The sequence below is a fragment of the Acinetobacter sp. Z1 genome, assembly GCF_024296945.1.
In the GTDB taxonomy this organism is placed as follows: Bacteria; Pseudomonadota; Gammaproteobacteria; order Pseudomonadales; family Moraxellaceae; genus Acinetobacter; species Acinetobacter beijerinckii.
The window spans coordinates 2,549,911-2,569,675 of sequence record NZ_CP101115.1 but is presented as its reverse complement, the minus strand read 5'-3'; the positions used below and the strand labels follow the sequence as shown (position 1 = coordinate 2,569,675).

Here is a 19,765-nt window from a genome sequence, read left to right as displayed (position 1 = left end):
GTCCATCTTTCAATAAATTAACTCAATATTTAAAGCAGAAATTAGTGGTTGAATTCATCCATGCCGCCGAGCGCGGTAGTGAATTTTTGCGAGAATTTAAAATTACAAGAAAAAGCATTTACGGTCCGGTTTTATCTGCATCTGCGCTTGGAAATTTCTAGACCGTTTGATTCTTAGGCATTAAGTAAAATGATCTCATGTTTATAAACCGAAGGCGTTTGCCCAGTCCAGCGTTTAAAGGCACGTCGGAATTCGCGGAGCTCGCTAAAGCCCAGTTGTAGACTGATCTCACTCATGGATAGGTTTTGTTCAAGGAGTTGCTTTGCTTTACGTTCCAGTACATTTTGTCGAATTTGTTGAAAACTCAGACCTTCCAATAATAATTGCCGTCTTAGATGGCGTTCACTAATACGCAAATGCTCAGCAGCTTGCTGCATCTCGAAACGTTCAGGTAATTGCTGTTCAATTAAATGATCGAGTAAATGCACATAGCCCACCTGATTGAGCTGATCAATTTCTTTTAGGGCCTGTTCACAGATTTGGATGGCAGTTGCATAGTTGGCTGGGCTGTAATTCTTTAAGCCACGTTGCAACATACTGGTATTAAAGCGGATGATATTTTTAGGACTGTTAAATTGAATCGGGCAGCCAAAGATAGTTTTATATTGTTCTTGGTATTGGTTGGGGAAATAGCTGAGTTCAAGACTGATCACATCATCATGATCGCCCAGCATCGCGTTTAGACAAGTGATGATGCTGCTAAATAATTCATCATAAAAGAAGGCTTTCAAATCAGCACATGGATGAGACTCAGTCACTTCCACCTCACACATATCTGTTTGGAGACTAAAGTTGATATTGAGCACGCTGCCAGAAATACGATGGTAGCGCAGCGCAATGTCCAAAGCATCTGCAACCGTTTTACAGGATTGCATGGCAAAGCCCAAAATCCCCATCGAAATCAAACCTTCACTACTGCCAAGCTTTAAACCTAGGTTAGGTTGTTGATAAGCTGTCATGGCTTGACGAATAACATCACAAAGCTGGGTAAAACGAACCACCCCTTGGGTTTGCCGTATTTGTGCAATGTCTAAACCTGAATTCTCAAACCATGCAGCATAATCCCACTGTTGCTGCTCTGCATAATGGATCAGGCTCGCCAGAATGGTGGGTGGAATAAATTGCTGTTGATCATTTTTATCGCTGCTACGTATAGGCATAAGTCCGTTTTGCCCCCCACAGAAAAGTGTCTTTAACCCTGTTGGGTATCGCATAATTTTGATTAACTTTCAACGTGCTTTAACACAGTTAGAAAAAGAATTGAAAGGAAGTCGTGATGTATCAGGTGGGTTGGGACAAGCAGCAAATCAAAATTACACCGAAAGGCTATGCCATGTTTGGTTATGGGCAATGGTCACATCGGGCCTATGAGCAGCGCACAGCTTTATTTGCACGTAGCGTGAGTATTGTCGATCAACAACATAACCGATTACTCATCTGTTGTCTGGACGTAGGCTGTATTACCCATGCGATACGTAGTCAAACCGTAGCGCGACTCACACAAATTCTAGATTCACCATTTGATGAAAATCAATTGGTCCTCATGGCAACCCATACTCACTCAGGACCTGGTGGTTGTGGCTATGAAGCTTTATACAATATGCCAACGCCTGGTTTTGTACCTGAACATTTAACTGTCATTGTTGAGGCGATTGTACTGAGTATTCAAAATGCGATTGCATCTGAACAAGACACCGAGATTTTTTTAAGTACGCAGCATTTTCCAGAACAGACACCTGTCGCATGGAATCGTTCGATCAAAGCCTACAATCGTAATCCAGAAGTTCAGCCACGTAACGAAGCTGAAACGCATTTAGCTTTGAACCGAGAAATGCAGCTGATCGGTTTCTATCGTGGACAAAAACTACAGTCCTTTATTTCCTTATTTGGGGTACATGCAACCTGTTTGGGAAATTCTTTAAACGCCTATGATGGTGATAATAAAGGCTACGCAGCCGCATTCTCTGAGCAGGCTTTAATTGAGCAAGGAGTTGATAATCCAGTTACGATTTTTGCCCAAGCAACCGCTGGGGATGTATCACCGCATTTCCATGGCAAAGATCAGCTCAAGATTCGCAATCAAATTAAAGGCGAGCAGGAGTATCAATACGCGCAACAAAATGGGCGTTATCAAAGTGAACTGGCTTTGATGGCTTTACAGTCAAATATTCCTAAAAATTTACATAAAGTCGAAGGCAAGATCGATGCTGTTTTGTCCTATGTAGACCTGAGCAATATTGAGATTCCCGATGCATTTGCAGAAGGTCAAAAGCATGCAAAAACCAGTCAGCCTTGTCATGGCACCGCATTTTTTGCAGGCACACCTGTCGATGGTTTAGGGGCACCCAAACCCTTAATCATGGGGATGCAATTTTTAGCTGATCAATTTCGCAAACAGAAAACCAAGCATTCCAATGCAGTTGATTTTGTAGCGTATCAGCAACTGTATGCATCACAAGGGTCGAAACAGATTCTACTGGAAGCAGGCGCCAAAAAGATTTTAGGTCAACCGATTGGTTTTCCGCTGAGTATTCTTGATCCGTTGATTGCAGAAATGAACCGACAAGTTAAAGCTGGGGCTATTCAGCAGAGTCCTTTAGTTCCAAGTGTAGTTCCCTTACAGATTGTGCGATTAGGTCAATTGACTTTGATTTGCTGTCCGGGAGAATTTACCACTATTGCAGGACAGCGTGTGGTTGATACGGTTAAACAGACGTTTGCCGTACAGGCTTCGATTGAAAGAGTTTGGTTAGCATCGTACTGCAATGATTATATGGGTTATGTCACCACCTACGAAGAATACCAAGCGCAAGCTTATGAAGGTGGGCATACCTTATTTGGTCAATGGACATTGGCAGCCTGTCAGAGCAAGTTCCAAGGCTTAGCAGAACAATTATTATTAGAAAAAAATAAACGTCATTACGATGAAATGACGCGACCACAGCCGATTCCAGAAAACGAACTCGCAAAACGCACTAATCATGGCAATTTAAAAACTGCCGTTAGCCAAGGAGAGGCAGTATGAGTGATTTAACACAAGGCATTTGGTCAAACTGGTCTGGCTTTCAAAAAGCTAAGCCGCAACAGATTTTACAACCTGCCAATGTGCAAGAACTACAGGCTATGGTTAAAGCGCAGCAAAAAATACGGGTGGTGGGTGCAGGGCATTCCTTTACGCCCTTGGTCTGTACCGATGCGACCTTAGTATCTTTAGATCGAATCTCAGGTGTTGCATCTTTCGATCTAGAACGCTGTCAAAGCAATATTTATGCGGGTACACGTTTATACGTTTTAGATCAGCTTTTACAACTGCAATCCATCAATCAGGCTTTGATGAATCAGGGCGATATTGATCAGCAAAGTCTTGCAGGTGCAGTTTCTACAGGGACACATGGCACAGGAGCAGATTTGCATTGTATTTCGGCTTATGTTGAAGCTTTTGAGTTGTTGACGGCTTCTGGTGAAATCCTGAAATGCAGTCGAACAGAACATCCTGAAATCTTTACCGCAGGACGGGTTTCTTTAGGTAGTTTTGGAATCTTGACCCAAATCACTATGCAGAATCGCCCTCGTTACAAGCTCAAAGAACATATTGAACTTTGTCCTGTAGAGGACATGATGCGGCATATTCAGCAATGGAAGCATCAGCATCGACATATTGAGTGCTTTGTGTTTTCTCATGAAAAGCAGTTGATGCTGAAAACCTTAGATGAAACCGATGAAGCGGTTTTGCCACGGAAGGAGAATTTTCCATCGGATGATACTTTATTGACCTTATGCTCTGAGCTGACCAAAAACTTTCCTGCGTTGAATCCTTATTTACAGAAGCTATTAGGCATTTTTGTTAAACCAACCACCTATGTTGATTGGTCGAGTAAGATATTTCCAACACCGCGTAACACCAAGTTCAATGAAATGGAGTATCAGATTCCTGTTGATCGTGGAATTGAGTGTTTGGATGAAGTATTGCATGCTTTAAGAAAGTATAAAGTTGCTACCTTTTTTCCGCTCGAATTTCGCTTTGTTAAAGGGGATGATATCTGGCTCAGTCCTTTTTATCAGCAGGACTCCATTTCGATTTCAGTGCATCAATATCATAAGCAAGACCCGAAGTTAATTTTTGATGTGGTTGAACCAATCTTGCAGAAATATGCAGGACGGCCACATTGGGGGAAAATGCATTATATGACCAGAACACAGCTTCGGGCTTTATATCCAAAGTGGGATGATTTTATGGCTTTGCGTCAGCAGTTGGACCCAGAAGCTAAGTTTTTAAATCCCTATTTGGAAAAGCTGTTTTTAGGTTAAATAGAGTTTTTTATAAGTTGAACGTACTTAACGGAATCATATCGAATTGCCATCCAATCAAGGGTGAAGCTTTCGGCTAGATTTACTTTGGTTTCGTCCTGAGAAGCATTTCAAGCTTCGCAAGATGTATTTAAACGCTTGCATTTGCCAAAGCTTCAGTCGCTTTGGCTTGCTCAGGTTGTAGATGATATTTCCTCGTATAAGATGGTTTTTTAGGATCACGATTAAATAAAAAAGGTATAGCCATGTTGGATCATTATTTTAAACAACTCAATCTCGACCTAAAAAAACAAGGGATTGCGACTCCGCAATTGATCATCGATGAGGCAGCGTTAACACAAAATATCCAGCATGTTCAGATTCGTCTTGCTCATGCCAAACACTTAAAAGCACGCTTGGTCGTGAAGTCATTAGCAAGCCTCGATTTGCTCAAGTTGTTATCTGAGCAGATCAATACTCAACGTTTTATGGTATTTCATCAACCACATATCATTTCGATCCTAGAAAATTTTGCTGAAGCGGATATTCTGTTGGGTAAGCCAATGCCTGCTCAAGCTGTACGTCATTTTTTTGATCAGCATGCAGAGTGGTCGAATGCCAAAATTCAGTGGCTGATTGATAGCAAGCAACGCTTGCAGCAATATCTGGCGATTGCCCAGACCTATTCGCTCTGTCTAAAGGTGAATATTGAGATTGATGTCGGTTTACATCGTGGTGGGGTACAATCGACACAACAATTGACTGAAATCTTAAAGCTGATTCAGCAGTATCCGCAGTATTTAAAACTTTCTGGTTTGATGGGCTATGATGCACATGTCACCAAAATTCCAGCCATCATTAAAAAGCCTGAATTGGCTTATCAAAGCTCGCAGCAAACTTATGCCGATTACCAAAAGCTAATTAAAGAGCAGTTCCCAACGCTATGGAGGGATGAGCTTTGCTTTAATGGTGGTGGTAGTCCAACCTTTAGTCATCATACAACTAAAAGTGTCTGCAATGACTTGTCTTTTGGTTCAATGCTATTAAAACCAAGTGATTTTGATAGTGAATTTTTAAGTGTATTACAACCTGCATTCTGGATCGCAGCGCCTGTATTAAAAATACTGCCATTTACTCAACTACCATCAATGTCTTTATTGGATAAATTGCCACATAAGTGTAAGGCGCTGTTTATTTACGGCGGCTATTGGATGGCTGATTATGTCTATCCTCATCAAGCGCATACTCATGCACTTTACGGGCGTAGCAGTAATCAGGAGCTGGTCAATGTACTCAAGGATTGTGATATTCAGGTCGATGATTTTGTATTTTTAAGACCGACGCAAAGCGAAGCGATTATTCCTCAGTTTTCTGAGTTAATGCTGTATCGCAAAAATACTTTTGAGACATGGCAAACGTTTAGAGAATAATGAATTAGAGCTATTGTCATTTAAAAAAAATAGCTCTAATTGTGATTGGTTTAGTGATCGTGTTTATGCGTATGAAAATCTTCATTTTTACGGAAGCGCAAATAATTTTCAAATTGTTCACAATATTCGTCAAAATTATCTTCTAACATCATTTGAAACTGCTGAAGCAGATAAGACATTACTTGCTCTTTAGCATCACGCATTTCATTACCATCTTTAAAATTATTGGCAGCAACCCATGTATTAAAACGAGCTGTTGCAAATAACATTGCAGCACTGACTTGAGCACGTAACTCTTCAGGCTTGGCTTGTTTACCTTTTGGTGGACGACAAAACTCATTGGCTTGCTTGATAAATTCGTCAGCACGCTCAAAAAATACGGCATTTAACGCTTCTTCTTCCGTCACATCGGTGGCGTTGATTTTTTGAGACATGATCATTTTCCAACAAAAATAAGACGTCTTATTATAGTCAAAGCCTTGTCGAAACTAAACCTTTGCCTTAATCTAAAATAGCCTAAGCAATTCGAATAATTATCATGCAAGATGCAATCGCGATTCAAAGCTTAAAAACAGATATCGCTTTACTTCGTCAACATATTTATCCACCTCAATATTTGGAACATGTTGAAGGTTTACCAATTTATTATGGTCTAAAAGATCAGGTTGATGAATATTATCGTCAATGGCAGCCATTAATTGAAAGGGCACAGCAGTTATGTCAACCCTTTATGGAAGATGAGCCTGTAGATGCAATTCATCTCCCGAGTCATTTGAATCTGCCGTTGTTTTTCTTTCACGTCGATCGTATTCGAATCAATAAAACCCGTGCCAAAGAATCTAAAACTTTTCGTGGAGTTGCAGCGCTGGTCGAAAAATGTGGGCAATTTGACACAGATCAGATTTTTGCGATGCAAGAATGGTTAGGGAGTGATGACACTGCTGCTTTGGTGGCTCATCGTGAGTTTATTGATTTACGCACTTACGTGTTTCAGCATGGACAAAGTGAATATACGCGTACCCGTTTTTATATGAATGCCGTAATTTTAAGTGTTGAGCCACATTTTAAATTGGTGGATGCACGTGATAAACCACGTAAGCAACGTAATGATAGTTACAGTGATCCGATTGCGGATAATGGAACGTGGAAGATTTTTGGAAAATATCGGAAAATGATTTAAGTGGAATAAATAGTTTAACACTCTAATTTTCATTAAAAAATAATAGCACAGCCATAAGTGCTATATAAAGTTTGGATGTTTTCGCGTAGGCGATTTCCTACTTTGTTTTCGGACAAAGTAGGCAAAGCCATTGTCATCAGCAAAACCTGTTTATTTCTTGGATTTATTAAAATGTATCGCAGAAACATTACTTTGCTTATATCACGCAGGTTGCTGATGACGTTTCAGAGTATCCGCTTTTTTTGTTAAGATTTAGATTATTTGTGGCGGCATCCATGCCGCCAGCACGATAACAGAGTGAGGTGATTTTCCCTTGCGGAGCAATCAATCCTTATCCCAAAAAGCGTCCTGAGCAGATAGGGTCTGAAGCTTTTTATTCGCTTTCTTAGCAACGTGTGGCTGTTGTGCCTTAACCCAACCTAAAGCAAATAAAAATTGAGGTTGTTTTTCTGACTGCTGTTCAAAAATCTGTTCAGCGACAAATAAATCATTATAAAAACCTAAATATTCCTGAATTGGCTGCAATTTATTTAAGAATTGTTGAACCTCTTTTTCAGGATAAAGATCAGAAATAAAATCGGTACAATAACGCAATTGTTTTACTCGTTTACGAGTACGATGTTGTTCTTCTATAGCAAGTGATGAAAAATGTTCTGCATCCTTGAGGATTTTTTGATAGAGCTTGGTTAAGCTTTTTGCAGCTTGTTTAGTCACTTTAGACTTTGATTCAGATTCACTATAGCTAAAGTTGAGTAATGATAAAAATAGCTCAGTGGTTTGAGTACGACTGAAAATCTGGGCAATGTTAGTTTCATCTGACGTTGGAAGCTTGAATACAAAATCACAAACTTTCTGAATTAAAGGAATGACTGAATCTTGAATTGCATCATTGTCACGCGAATCGCCCAAAGCTCTAAAAATTTCAGCTAACTGACTTTCCCAAGACTCATCAACTTGGGTTGACCAATTTGAAAAATGCTTTAATGCAGATCGCAAACGTCTTATTCCCACACGTGCTTGATGAATATGATCTGCTTCTGCAACACCATCAGCAATCGCTGCTGCATTAGGTAAAATATGATTTAACGTATTTTCGACAATTTGTTTGATTGCTTGATCAGCACTAATATCCGATTCTAATTTGAGCGTTTTTGCTTTAGTGGCTGGAGAGACACGTTTAGCTACTGCAAGCAAATTACCACGTTCAGCCTTACTGCGAACATCTAGCCATAATTGGTATTTCTTCACCCATGTATTTGCAAATGCAATTAAGTCTTGGGGTGAACCTTGTTTCAGTTCAAATTCAACTTCACATATTTTGGCTTGATCGGTAGGGGTGCGAATTTCACCATCATCTAAACAGACTTCGATTTGCGAACTCCCAAATTCAAACACATGAAATGTACGTTGCACATCTGTTTGGAATTGAAGCAGTAGTTCAGCAGATGAATCACCTAAAACATCACGTAGTACACGTTGAACGGTTTGATTATTCTTATAAAGTGATAAGTCCAATACAGGCTCTTGTTCACATTTACCTAAATAAATATCTTCTTCAATGCGTTGCAAATGATTTTTACTGGCTGCCTTAAAGGTTTGTACCCAATGATCACCTTCTTGACGCAGACGAATGGCCACATAATTTTTTGCTAATAGACGATCAGCAGTATCATAGTATTTTGCTTGTAAACGAATTTTTTGAGCTGATTGTTTATTTAAAAATTGTAGAACACTTTTTTTCTTAGATTCAGGTAGCTGAAATTTAAGCTCTATTTCCATGATGTTATAACTCCTGACCGTATGAGGTAAATATTCTAAAATGAGTATAACGTGTTGATCTCAGAAATTATTGTAAAGATCTTTTAAGTCTCGTTAAGGATGGCTCACAATGACTTTATTTTGAGCAAAAAATACTTTAAGTTGTGGATAGTTTTAAAAGATTAGGATGATCCACATGAATGTACCAGCTAAGATCGATAAGCCAGTAGAATTCACATTGCCAATTAAAGACTATAATGATTTTTACCGCTTTTATTTAACTGAACATCGTAGTATTGCGAGCCGACGTTTGCATGTCGCAGGCAGTACACTGGGTTTGTATTTTTGGAGTAAAGCAATTCGCCAGCGTAAAGCAAAGTATTTGGCTTATGGCTTATTGTCTGGTTATGCATGTGCATGGGTTGGACACTTTTTCTTTGAACACAATAAGCCGGCAAGTTTTAAACAACCTCTTTATAGTTTTATTTCAGATTGGCGTATGTTGTCTGATGTGGTTCGTGGTCGTCTCAGTTTGATTGATCGCAAGTTCGATAAGATTGAATCGTAAGTTTTATATTAAAATTAGATATTTAAAAAAGCTGCCATATGGCGGCTTTTTTGTTCTAATGTCTCGCTATTTATCATGTAAATACATTCTCTGTCTTTAATTTCTAATTAAGAAAATATACCCTGAACCTATTATATTTTTAGCGAAATTTTCATGCGCGGTTTATACCTGATTACCAATGACGATCCAATCCAATTATTATTAGAAAAATTAGAAGTTGCTTTGGCAACAGGACAGATTGCGATTCTGCAATATCGCCGTAAGAAAGTGGCTAAATCAGATCAGCCAAATGAAGTAGAGCAGATCAAAGCACTCTCTGAAAAGTATCAAACGCCATTGGTGATTAATGATGATTTGGCTTTAGCAGAACAATTTGGTTTAGGTGTCCATCTAGGGCAGTCCGATGGTGAAATTACGGAAGCCATTGCACGCTTGCCTCAAGGAGTAATTATCGGGCGTACTTGCTTAAATTCACTAGAATTGGCAGAAAAAGCAATTTCTGAAGGTGCAACTTATGTGGCCTTTGGTGCTGTCTATGCAACTTCAACTAAACCTGAAGCAGGTAATGTTGGGATCGATGTGATCAAACAGGCGAAACAAAAGTTTGTTGTGCCGATTTGTGCCATTGGTGGTTTAACCGTAGAAAATTCTCAAGTTGTGATTGAGGCTGGGGCAAGCCTTTGTGCGGTCATTAGTGATATATTAGGAAAATCAACAGCCGAAATTCCTGCTCGTGTAGAAGCATGGGCACAGTTATTTGCGTAAATTTTTATTCGTCTTGTGGAATTGTAAGCATGCTTTCAAATGTTTGTAATTCCTCATTTTAGATTCTAGGTTGAACATTTTATGAGTTTATCTCCAAAGCAAGAACAGTTATTTAAACAAGCAAATAAACATATACCAGGTGGTGTGAACTCACCTGTACGTGCATTTAACGGCGTTGGCGGTACACCAGTCTTTATTGAAAAGGCGAAAGGTGCATATTTATGGGATGTTGACGGTAAGCGATATGTGGATTACGTAGGTTCATGGGGACCTATGATTTTAGGTCATGCACATCCAGATATTATCCAAGCAGTACAAACTGCGGCGGAAGATGGTTTAAGTTTTGGTGCGCCAACGGTATATGAAACCACTTTAGCAGACACAATTTGCGAGATCATGCCTTCAATTGAAATGGTTCGTATGACCAGTTCAGGTACTGAGGCGACCATGACTGCCATTCGTTTAGCGCGTGGTTATACAGGTCGTGACAAGATCGTTAAATTTGAAGGCTGTTACCACGGTCATTCAGATTCATTATTAGTGAAAGCAGGGTCGGGTTTATTGACGCTTGGTGAAGGTGAACCAACATCAAAAGGTGTACCTGCTGATTTTGCCAAACACACTTTAACGCTACCGTATAATAATATCGAAGCGCTGAAAGAATGCTTTAGCAAGTTCGGGAATGAGATTGCAGGGGTAATCATTGAGCCTGTTGCTGGCAATATGAACTTAGTGACACCAATCGAGGGTTTCTTACAAGCGATTCGTGATATTTGTGATGAATATAAAGCAGTCTTTATTATTGATGAAGTGATGACGGGTTTCCGTGTTGCTTTAGGTGGTGCGCAATCGGTCTATAATGTTAAACCTGATTTGACTACTTTGGGTAAAATTATTGGTGCGGGTCTACCTGTCGGTGCTTTTGGCGGTAAACGTGAAATCATGGAATGCATCGCACCCTTAGGTGGTGTTTATCAAGCAGGAACATTGTCAGGGAATCCATTGGCAATGCGTGCGGGGATTGCGATGTTCAAGCATCTGCGCGAACCAGAGTTTTATGACAAGCTGGCTGCACAGCTCGCAAAATTACTTGCTGGATTACAAGCTGCGGCAGACGAAGCGGGTATTCCATTTAAAACTCAGCAAGTCGGTGGCATGTTTGGTTTGTATTTCACAGATCAAGAGGACATTACCAGCTTTGATTCAATGTTGGCTTGTGATGTTGAAGCCTTTAAGAAATTCTTCCACGGCATGTTAAAGCGTGGCGTGTATTTGGCACCTTCTGCATTTGAAGCTGGATTTATTTCGTCTATGCATTCTGATCAAGATATTGCCGTAACAATTCAAGCTGCAAAAGAAACTTTTGCAGAAATGAAATAACCTTGTGATCCATAGAGAAGCCCGATTAGTTCGGGCTTTTTTTATGTCAACGGTTTAGGTTGATCTGAATAAAAAGAGACCTGAATGATTTAAAAATAATGCTTGAGCGTAACGGAATCTTACTAAGTTCCAAGTTATTTGAATGCTAAACCTCAGCGACGAAGCGCAAAGATAAACAATCTTTACTGTACCGCAATGTGAAATAATGCTTGAATAGTAAACTATATTTACGTTGGTCTTAGGCTGTGCTTTGGGCTTGTGTAGGTTATAGATTGCAGTTGTATCATATCTAAAAGCTTTTTATAAGAAACCCATAGGAATGGAGTAAAATATGAAAACTAAACATTATTTAACATCTGCTGATGTGGAAATTCTAGTTGATGCAGCCTTGCAATATGCAACAGCGCATAGCTTTAATGTCAGCATTGCAGTTGTAGATGACGGTGGAACGTTATTAATGATGAAGCGTATGGATGGCGCATCAGTATTATCGACTGAGATTTGCCAAGAAAAAGCATATTCTGCTGCGGTCAGCCGAAGAGCAACTAAGGCATCGGAAGATATGATTCGAGATGGTAAGATCGGCTTTTTAACGATCAATGCAGCAAAAGGTATGTTGGAAGGTGGTGAGCCAATTGTCTATCAAGGGCAAGTTGTCGGCGCTGTTGGTATTTCAGGTGTGCAATCTTTTCAAGATGCAGAAATTGCTCAACATGCGATTCAACAATTTCTAGCGCAACAGACCTAAATCATCCTTTAAATTAGCTTCTGGATGAAATATCGAGAGAAACACGAAAAAAATTAGTAAAAATACGTGTCATGCATTGTAATTAAGCGCTAAGCTTTTTATGATTGCCCGCTTGTTTTCATCCAGTCGTTGGAAGGCTACCTTGAATGATTTTCTAAGTGAACATTTGATTCATCGTGATGAAGATTTTATGGTGATCCATAAACCAGCAGGCTTACTCACCGTACCTGGCAAAACACCTGATTTACAAGATTGCTTGATCAATCGTTTATTACAATTAGAACCTAAAACGCTACTCATTCATCGTTTAGATCGCGATACGTCTGGTATTTTGGTCTTTGGCTTATCCAAATTTGGACAAAGCAATATTTCACGTCAATTTCAAGATCGCCAAACATCAAAAATTTATCAAGCTTTGGTTGCAGGAGATTTAGAAGATCAGGGGATTATTGATATTCCTGTGATTTATGATCCAAGTCGCCCACCACTTCATATCGTTGATGCATCGCATCACAAACCCGCATTAACAGAATGGCAAGCGATCGAAAATCTAGAAATTCAAGGACAAGCGGTAACGCGCGTTAAATTGATTCCGATTACTGGTCGTTCTCATCAGCTTCGTGTGCATATGCAACATTTAGGTCATCCGATTCTGGGGGATACTTTATATGCAACCCCAGAACAACAGCAGCTTTATGATCGTTTGTGTTTACACGCAACTCAACTCAGCTTCACTCATCCTAAAACGGGCGTACAACTATCATTTGATTGTGCTGTCCCTTTTTAATCGTATTTTTTGATTTAAGAGATATAAAGCACGCTATTTCAGTCAGCTTTATGTCAAAATATTAGGGTTGTTTACGAGACTAATTGCTCGTGAATACCAAATTTAAAACTACATAAAGTAGCTTAAACTTTCGTCAGTTTAAAGCATACAATATGTGGGCTAACATGAGAAAAGGTGGAATAAATTGCAGCCGTTTGCTATTGGTCAACGTTGGTTATCAGATACAGAAACTGAACTCGGTCTAGGTGTTCTTATTGATGTAGATGAACGTTCTATCAGTATTTTATTCCCCAAAAGTGATGAAACTCGTGTCTATGCACGTAACAATGCACCTCTATCTCGTATCATCTTTAATGTGAAAGATGAAGTACAGGATCAAGAGGGCACGAAATGGATCGTTGAATCGATTGAAGATCGTCATGGCGTACTGCGTTACGATGTTTTTCGTACACTAGAAAATGGTGAAGAAGAGCGTAAGTCTCTCAATGAAACGCGTATTGGTGCGCAAATTCAGCTGTCAAAACCTTTAGAGCGTCTGTTGGCCAGCCAAGTTGATTATAAAGAGTGGTATGACCTACGTATTGAAGCGATGTTATTACAAGCGCAAATGCATACCAGTCCTTTACGTGGTTTCCTTGGTGCGCGTGTGGGTTTGATTCCACATCAGCTTTATATCGCACATGAAGTCGGCAAACGCTTTGCACCGCGTGTTTTATTGGCTGATGAAGTAGGTTTAGGTAAAACCATTGAAGCTGGTTTGATTATTCATCAACAACTTAAAACAGGTCGTTCAGAACGTATTCTGATTTTAGTACCAGATTCACTGCAATATCAGTGGATGATTGAAATGCGTCGCCGTTTCAATTTGCAATTTTCTCTGTTTGATTTAACCCGTACTGCTTCGATCAAAGAGCATGATCCTGATCTCAATCCATTCTTAACTGAGCAATGTATTATTGCCAGTGTCGATTTGATGGTTGACCATGAAGATTTACGTGAGCAAGCAGTCGAAGCGGGCTTTGATTTACTGGTAGTTGATGAAGCACATCACTTAATGTGGAGTGAAGAAGAGGGCGGTAATGATCGTTATGATCTTGTCGAAGAATTAGCTGAACAAACTGCGGGTGTGTTGCTTCTTACTGCAACACCTGAACAATTGGGTGTTGAAAGTCATTTTGCTCGTCTTCGTTTGCTCGATCCGCAACGTTTCAGCAGCCTTGACCGTTTCCTTGATGAAGAAGAACAATATCAGCAAACTGCAAAAATTGCAGAAGTGTTGATGTCTGATGATGCATTAACAGAAGAACATTTAGCAGCACTTGAAGGCTTATTGGGTCATCGAATTGATGATCAGCCTGAACATCGTATGCGTGCGATTCATGAATTATTAGACCGTCATGGTACAGGTCGTATTTTATTCCGTAATACGCGTGAAGCAATCCAAGGTTTCCCTGGTCGTGATTGCCAGCCAGCACCTTTACCAGCACCAGAAAGTTGGTCATTTGATGGCAAAATGCGTGAGCAGATGTGGCCAGAAGAAGGTCAACTTGATGGCGCATGGATGGAAAGTGATCCGCGTGTACCTTGGTTGATGGAGGTGCTACGCAAAGACTTAAAACACAAAAAAGTGTTATTGATTGCGCGTAGCGGTCCAGTGGTCGAAGCATTAGAAAATGTCTTACGTTTACATGCTGGCATTCGTACAGCCATGTTCCATGAAGGGATGAGTTTATTAGAGCGTGACCAAGCAGCGGCTTATTTTGCTGAAGACAGTTACGGTGCTCAAATTCTTCTTTGTTCGGAAATTGGTTCGGAAGGGCGTAACTTCCAGTTTGCTAGTGATTTGATCTTATTCGACCTACCTGCTAACCCTGACGTATTAGAACAACGTATTGGTCGTTTAGATCGTATTGGTCAAGAAAACCGTATTCAAATTCATGTACCTTACTTAATGGGTACAGCACAAGAACGCATGTTCCGTTGGTATAACGAAGCACTCAATATTTTCAGCAGTATTTCTCCTACGGCGCAAACGCTACAAGAGAATTTTATTGTTGAACTAAAAGATTGCTTGTTGGCCGATCAAGGTCAGACCTTTGAAGATTTACTTGAAGAAGTGAATGTACAACGTCAAGCTTTGGAAGCTGAACTTCAAGCAGGGCGTGACCGTTTGCTTGAGTACAACTCTTGTCGTCCTGTTGTGGCTCAGGGCATTGTACAAGCGCTTGAAGATTATGATGACAACACCACCTTGCCAATGTTTGTAAAACGTTTTATGTCATCAACAAATATTGATTTTGATGAACAAAGCAACGGCACGGTGATCATCAAACCAACTGATCAAATGCAAGTTCAAGGCATTACCTTAGATGAAGAGGGAATGACTGCAACCTTCTATCGTGATCAGGCACAAATCCGTGAAGATGCGCAATATTTGACCTTGGAACATCCATTTATTGAAAGTGTAATGGAGATGATCCGCACACAATCATTCGGTAGTACCAATGTGGCGTTGTTGAAATCAAATGCGTTGAAACAGGGTTCGGTGTTACTCGAAGTGTGGTTTAAAGTTGATGTAGTTGCACCGAAAGCATTGAACCTACCTTCAAGCTTACCAAAGCAATTGATTCGCGTATTACTCAGTGAAAACGGTCAGGACTTGTCTGCTAAGATTGATCCAAGCATTTTACGTCCATATCTGCATCACCTAGATGGTAATAGCTGCCGTCAAGTGGTGAAAGCACGTCGTGATGTGATTGAAACCCGCTATGCGCAAGCGTTGGATATTGCCAAGACTTCTTTGCCAGAATTGATGCAACAAGCCAAAGAGCATTACAGTGGCAAATGGCAGTATGAAATTGACCGTTTAAGTTATCTCAAACAATTTAACCCAAGTATTCGTCAAGATGAAATCGAACGTCTACAGAAGTTCCAAAAAGAAGGTTTAGGTCTATTGGATGGCTTGTCTGTAACACCAGAAGCCATTCAAGTATTGGTTGTGGTTAAACCTTAACTCAAACCATATTCATGAAAAGAGGACTTAATAGTCCTCTTTTTTATTGCGTATTTTTTGATTAATTTTGGTCAATATTGGCTTCTAGGAACCATAAATATTGATCTAAATCTTCTAAAGCAGCATGAATAATATCTTCAGAAATTGGATCTTTGATCTCATCAATCGTGCCACGTAAATGATTGGCAACAACACCGTAACGATCAGCTAGTTCTTTTAAATGATCCTGAACTGCATGGATTGCAACAGGGTAGGGTTTCAAATGTGAACTTTCTGCAACAGTTTGGGTTGTCCCTAATGCTGTGCCACCGATTTGAACTGCTCGTTCCGCTACATTATCCAAGTGGGTAATAATTGAGGTGCGGAATGTATCTAACATTTCATGTACCGCAATGAAGTTACTACCACGCATGTTCCAATGTGCTTGTTTGGTGAGTAGTGATAGATCAATCAGATTAGCAAGAATTTGATTCAATATTTTTACAGTGGCTTCTTTGATAGATTCATCTAAATTATTACGTGTATAAACTTTTAAAGCTGCTGAAGAATTCATAGTTACCTCATTCAATTATATAGTGTTTTAGATATGGTGAATAAAAACCACTTGTATGAATTAAAGTCTATGCCTAGATTCAGATGTTGAGTGTTTTAATTCTCTAGGCTTTTGTAAGTTTAGTTATCTTTATTTATCATGGTTTGTTTTTAAGTTGCTAAAATATATGTTTATTTATCAATATGTTGAATAAAAAGTCAATTGATCAATAGATTCTTGGAATTTAAACTTAAATTAAACCTGCATCTTTGCATTCGAGTTTGATATAAGCATAAAAGACGGGTGCAACGATTAATCCGCTTAATCCAAATATAGACTCAAAAACCAGCATTGCCAAAAGCACTTCCCACGCATTTGCATTAATTTTGGTGCCAATGATTTTGGCATTAATAAAATATTCTAATTTGTGAATTATGACCAAATAAGCCAACGCGATCGCGGCAACCGAAAGAGAAATGGTTAAACCTGACATGATAATTAAGGTATTAGAAATCAGATTGCCAATAATAGGCAGCAAACCAAAAATGAAGGTCAGAATGGTCAGTGTCTTGGCAAAAGGCAGATGAATATTGAAAATGGGTAAAACGATAAAGACAAAGATCATAAACAACAATGTATTAATCAGTGAAATCTTCACTTGAGCAAATACGACATTTTTAAAAGAAATCGAAAGTTTTTTAATGCGATGCATCAAAGCTGCTTTAAATATGGGTTGTGGTGCAGCTTGCTTAAAATTCTGAATGGAAACCAAGATACCGATAATCAAACCAATCAGCATAGTGGCAAGATTGTGTAGAATATCGGTCCCTGTATTTTTTACAATCGAGATATTATTTTTGATAAAAGAGAAAATTTGATTTTTGATATCTGCAACGCTATGAGGTAAATAGCCGGGTAAATATTTACTCATTTCAGACTGAAATTTGATCAGCGTCTGATCTATTTTAAAGTTAAAAGAATTCAGTCCCGTGCCTTTCAAATCATAGACGACAAAACTGATTAAACTGGTAATGAAGAAACCAATTAAAACAGTCGTTGCCACACCTAAAATGATACTGATGAAGATACGTGCTCGTTGACCATCAATATGTTTTTCAACAACTGTACTTAAACTATTAATAATTTCAAAAATAAGAAACCCTGCAAAAAAACTAGGTAAAAGATGCAGGGGAATGACCATCATAAGGAACAAGAACATCAGGATAAAACTGGCAATGATGCTTTGGCGGTCATTCAAAATATTCATTATTCATAAACCTAATCTGGATCATTATGATCAAATAGTTGAAACTAAATTTGATGATGAATCATATTTCAATGACTGAAATAAGGATCAATCAATTTCGATTTCATCCAAATGACGAGCGCCTTCTAAAATCATTCTAATCATTGTCATGGTTTGTTCGGCAACTTCAGTTCGATGTTCAGATGGAAGCTCAAGGACTCTTGCACCCATGTTAAATACCAATTGTGTAATTGCTTTTGCTGCAATATCAGCATGACTGATTTTGCTGTTATTCATTTGTTCTAAACGAATTAAATCTTCTTGTAACTCTTGTTGGAAAAAATTGAGTTGGCGATCGACTGCTGCTTTATAAGACGTTGAGCCAGTATAACCTTCACGTAATAAGAGACTCAAATTTCCTTCGTCTGCATCTAACTGCTGAATAAATACCTCGACAGAGCTACGAATAATGCTTTGTTGTAACGATGCTTGAAGACGTGCTTCGCGAATAATTCGACGCAAAACTAAACCTGAACGATCAATTAATGCAATTGCAAGCTCATCGATATCTTTAAAATGTCGATAGAAACTATTGGGAGCAATGCCTGCTTCACGTGCAATTTCTCTGAGACTCAACGATGCGATGCTCTTTTGCGGACCAATCAAATTAAGCGTTGCTTGAAACAACTCTTCTTTTGTTATTGTCGCTTTTCTACCTACCGAGCGTACTGGAGCTTTCATAGCAATGACATCTTGTTCATTTATTGTGTCGAGACCGTGGGGTAAAAAAGAAGATTGAACCATTGTTTTCAATATATAAGTAAGCTACTCGGGATTATAGCGATTGTCGATGAACTTGGGAAATGTAAATTTTATACGAGTGTATATACAAATATATATACATGTGTATAATAATTAAAAAATGATCAGAGTTATCGCTCATGCAAGCAGTCGAAAAGAGATTTTCTCTATTCAATTCATTAGCCCAAAGCGTAATTAGCAGCCACGACACCAATTTTTGGTTGCAAAAAATTAATCCACTATGGTCTGTAAATCAGCCCCTAGCCAAAATTGTAAAAAAACAAATTGTGGCAAAAGATACGGTTAGTCTTATTTTAGAATGCAATCGACATGTGCAGCGCGGTGTTGCTGGTCAGCATCATCCAGTTACGGTTGAAATCGCGGGTCGGCACTACGAGCGAACTTATAGTTTGATGCAATTAGATTCAGCACATCTTTGTTTAACGGTTAAAAAAGTTGAACAGGGCTTAGTAAGTTCATGGTTAGTCGATCGAGCAAATGTAGGAGATATTTTCCGATTAGGGCAACCTTATGGAGATATGCAACAACACATCCAAACGCCAAATTTATTGTTACTTGCAGCAGGAAGTGGAATTACACCAATGCTCAGTTTGATTGAGAGTTTGAGTCAAACTAAACAGTTGATTAAAACACCAGTCCAACTCATGTATTGGGTAAAGACCCATGCAGATGCCGCATATATTGATTATTTAAAAGAAGTTGCTGAGAATTTTCCAAATTTTGGTTATCAAATTTTTTATACCCAAGAACAAGATGAGCGTTTAAACCAAAGTCATGTAGAACAATTGGCTCGTTTAGATGAAACAACAGTCTATGCATGTGGTCCATCGGGCTTTGCTACAACAGCAGAGTCATTATTTAAGCATGCTGCAAATGTTCAATCTGAAGCATTTAGCTTAAGCCAATTTGACCTTGATTCAAATGAAACTGGTTTTATCAATGTGACCTTAACCCAATCCAACAAAACCATTGCGATTCCGAAAGGTCAATCCATCTTGAGCAGTTTAGAGCATCAAGGAATTAAGCCAAATCATGGTTGTCGTATGGGTATTTGTAATAAATGTGCTTGTAACAAAGCCCAAGGTTCAACAAAAAATTTATTAAATGGTTCAGCCAATCATGAACCGACTCAGTTATTAAAGATTTGCGTAAATTCAGCTCAATCTGATCTTGTGATTGATCTATAAAA

Annotated in this window: 17 protein-coding genes; 11 read left to right on the top strand and 6 right to left on the bottom strand. The window is 39.1% G+C overall.

Features of this window, described 5'->3' with window-relative positions; all coding sequences use genetic code 11:
* Positions 1-173: 173 nt before the first annotated feature.
* A complete protein-coding gene (locus NGC85_RS12050) occupies positions 174-1,274 on the bottom strand; it encodes an AraC family transcriptional regulator (RefSeq protein WP_254731490.1) in 1,101 nt (366 codons plus the stop codon).
* 62 nt (positions 1,275-1,336) lie between these two features.
* Between NGC85_RS12050 and NGC85_RS12045 the strand changes: the two genes are divergently transcribed.
* From NGC85_RS12045 to NGC85_RS12035, 3 genes are all read left to right on the top strand, one after another.
* On the top strand, positions 1,337-3,085 hold the full coding sequence (locus NGC85_RS12045; RefSeq protein ID WP_254731488.1) for a neutral/alkaline non-lysosomal ceramidase N-terminal domain-containing protein: 1,749 nt from the start codon (positions 1,337-1,339) through the stop codon (positions 3,083-3,085).
* Positions 3,082-4,368, top strand: a complete 1,287-nt coding sequence (locus NGC85_RS12040) for a D-arabinono-1,4-lactone oxidase (RefSeq protein WP_254731486.1) — start codon at positions 3,082-3,084, stop codon at positions 4,366-4,368. Before NGC85_RS12045 ends, NGC85_RS12040 begins: the two co-directional genes overlap by 4 nt.
* Positions 4,369-4,613: 245 nt before the next feature.
* On the top strand, positions 4,614-5,777 hold the full coding sequence (locus tag NGC85_RS12035; RefSeq protein ID WP_254731484.1) for an alanine racemase: 1,164 nt from the start codon (positions 4,614-4,616) through the stop codon (positions 5,775-5,777).
* Positions 5,778-5,827: 50 nt separating this feature from the next.
* On the opposite strand, the gene NGC85_RS12030 is transcribed toward NGC85_RS12035, so the two are convergent.
* A complete protein-coding gene (locus tag NGC85_RS12030; RefSeq protein WP_005056283.1) occupies positions 5,828-6,211 on the bottom strand; it encodes a DUF3144 domain-containing protein in 384 nt (127 codons plus the stop codon).
* A 104-nt stretch (positions 6,212-6,315) separates the two neighbouring features.
* On the opposite strand from NGC85_RS12030, the gene NGC85_RS12025 reads away from it, so the two are divergent.
* Positions 6,316-6,957 carry a hypothetical protein gene (locus NGC85_RS12025; RefSeq protein ID WP_254731482.1) on the top strand — a complete coding sequence of 214 codons (642 nt, stop codon included), beginning with the start codon at positions 6,316-6,318 and terminating at the stop codon, positions 6,955-6,957.
* Between the two features lie 324 nt (positions 6,958-7,281).
* On the opposite strand, the gene NGC85_RS12020 is transcribed toward NGC85_RS12025, so the two are convergent.
* Positions 7,282-8,736 (bottom strand): CYTH and CHAD domain-containing protein, encoded by a 1,455-nt coding sequence (locus tag NGC85_RS12020; RefSeq protein ID WP_254731480.1) that lies wholly within the window; start codon positions 8,734-8,736, stop codon positions 7,282-7,284.
* 175 nt (positions 8,737-8,911) lie between these two features.
* On the opposite strand from NGC85_RS12020, the gene NGC85_RS12015 reads away from it, so the two are divergent.
* The 6 genes from NGC85_RS12015 to rapA all read left to right on the top strand — a co-directional run bounded on the left by NGC85_RS12015 (position 8,912) and on the right by rapA (position 15,976).
* Positions 8,912-9,283 carry a DUF962 domain-containing protein gene (locus tag NGC85_RS12015; protein WP_254731478.1) on the top strand — a complete coding sequence of 124 codons (372 nt, stop codon included), beginning with the start codon at positions 8,912-8,914 and terminating at the stop codon, positions 9,281-9,283.
* 153 nt (positions 9,284-9,436) lie between these two features.
* A complete protein-coding gene (thiE, locus tag NGC85_RS12010; RefSeq protein ID WP_254731476.1) occupies positions 9,437-10,048 on the top strand; it encodes a thiamine phosphate synthase in 612 nt (203 codons plus the stop codon).
* Positions 10,049-10,129: 81 nt separating this feature from the next.
* Positions 10,130-11,428, top strand: a complete 1,299-nt coding sequence (hemL, locus tag NGC85_RS12005) for a glutamate-1-semialdehyde 2,1-aminomutase (protein WP_254731474.1) — start codon at positions 10,130-10,132, stop codon at positions 11,426-11,428.
* Between the two features lie 331 nt (positions 11,429-11,759).
* Positions 11,760-12,176: a heme-binding protein gene (locus NGC85_RS12000; protein WP_005056274.1), complete on the top strand. Its 417-nt coding sequence runs from the start codon at positions 11,760-11,762 to the stop codon at positions 12,174-12,176.
* 142 nt (positions 12,177-12,318) lie between these two features.
* The gene (locus NGC85_RS11995; RefSeq protein ID WP_254731472.1) at positions 12,319-12,963 is read left to right on the top strand and encodes an RluA family pseudouridine synthase; all 645 of its coding nucleotides are present in this window, start codon (positions 12,319-12,321) and stop codon (positions 12,961-12,963) included.
* Positions 12,964-13,147: 184 nt separating this feature from the next.
* The gene (gene rapA, locus NGC85_RS11990) at positions 13,148-15,976 is read left to right on the top strand and encodes an RNA polymerase-associated protein RapA (RefSeq protein ID WP_254731470.1); all 2,829 of its coding nucleotides are present in this window, start codon (positions 13,148-13,150) and stop codon (positions 15,974-15,976) included.
* A 61-nt stretch (positions 15,977-16,037) separates the two neighbouring features.
* Here rapA and dps read toward each other — a convergent pair whose 3' ends face one another.
* From dps to fabR, 3 genes are all read right to left on the bottom strand, one after another.
* Positions 16,038-16,529: a DNA starvation/stationary phase protection protein Dps gene (gene dps / locus NGC85_RS11985; RefSeq protein ID WP_254731468.1), complete on the bottom strand. Its 492-nt coding sequence runs from the start codon at positions 16,527-16,529 to the stop codon at positions 16,038-16,040.
* A 229-nt stretch (positions 16,530-16,758) separates the two neighbouring features.
* A complete protein-coding gene (locus tag NGC85_RS11980; protein ID WP_254731466.1) occupies positions 16,759-17,775 on the bottom strand; it encodes an AI-2E family transporter in 1,017 nt (338 codons plus the stop codon).
* 87 nt (positions 17,776-17,862) lie between these two features.
* The gene (gene fabR / locus NGC85_RS11975) at positions 17,863-18,558 is read right to left on the bottom strand and encodes an HTH-type transcriptional repressor FabR (protein WP_005056264.1); all 696 of its coding nucleotides are present in this window, start codon (positions 18,556-18,558) and stop codon (positions 17,863-17,865) included.
* A 137-nt stretch (positions 18,559-18,695) separates the two neighbouring features.
* Between fabR and NGC85_RS11970 the strand changes: the two genes are divergently transcribed.
* The gene (locus NGC85_RS11970) at positions 18,696-19,763 is read left to right on the top strand and encodes a ferredoxin reductase (RefSeq protein WP_254731463.1); all 1,068 of its coding nucleotides are present in this window, start codon (positions 18,696-18,698) and stop codon (positions 19,761-19,763) included.
* Positions 19,764-19,765: the final 2 nt, after the last annotated feature.

Coding starts and splice junctions, on each gene's coding strand:
- NGC85_RS12050 (WP_254731490.1), bottom strand. CDS start 1,274: ATGCGATACCCAACAGGGTTAAAGACACTTTTCTGTGGGGGGCAAAAC.
- thiE (WP_254731476.1), top strand. CDS start 9,437: ATGCGCGGTTTATACCTGATTACCAATGACGATCCAATCCAATTATTA.
- NGC85_RS12030 (WP_005056283.1), bottom strand. CDS start 6,211: ATGTCTCAAAAAATCAACGCCACCGATGTGACGGAAGAAGAAGCGTTA.
- NGC85_RS12045 (WP_254731488.1), top strand. CDS start 1,337: ATGTATCAGGTGGGTTGGGACAAGCAGCAAATCAAAATTACACCGAAA.
- NGC85_RS12015 (WP_254731478.1), top strand. CDS start 8,912: ATGAATGTACCAGCTAAGATCGATAAGCCAGTAGAATTCACATTGCCA.
- NGC85_RS11970 (WP_254731463.1), top strand. CDS start 18,696: ATGCAAGCAGTCGAAAAGAGATTTTCTCTATTCAATTCATTAGCCCAA.
- dps (WP_254731468.1), bottom strand. CDS start 16,529: ATGAATTCTTCAGCAGCTTTAAAAGTTTATACACGTAATAATTTAGAT.
- NGC85_RS12020 (WP_254731480.1), bottom strand. CDS start 8,736: ATGGAAATAGAGCTTAAATTTCAGCTACCTGAATCTAAGAAAAAAAGT.
- NGC85_RS12035 (WP_254731484.1), top strand. CDS start 4,614: ATGTTGGATCATTATTTTAAACAACTCAATCTCGACCTAAAAAAACAA.
- hemL (WP_254731474.1), top strand. CDS start 10,130: ATGAGTTTATCTCCAAAGCAAGAACAGTTATTTAAACAAGCAAATAAA.
- fabR (WP_005056264.1), bottom strand. CDS start 18,558: ATGGTTCAATCTTCTTTTTTACCCCACGGTCTCGACACAATAAATGAA.
- NGC85_RS12000 (WP_005056274.1), top strand. CDS start 11,760: ATGAAAACTAAACATTATTTAACATCTGCTGATGTGGAAATTCTAGTT.
- NGC85_RS11980 (WP_254731466.1), bottom strand. CDS start 17,775: ATGAATATTTTGAATGACCGCCAAAGCATCATTGCCAGTTTTATCCTG.
- NGC85_RS12025 (WP_254731482.1), top strand. CDS start 6,316: ATGCAAGATGCAATCGCGATTCAAAGCTTAAAAACAGATATCGCTTTA.
- NGC85_RS12040 (WP_254731486.1), top strand. CDS start 3,082: ATGAGTGATTTAACACAAGGCATTTGGTCAAACTGGTCTGGCTTTCAA.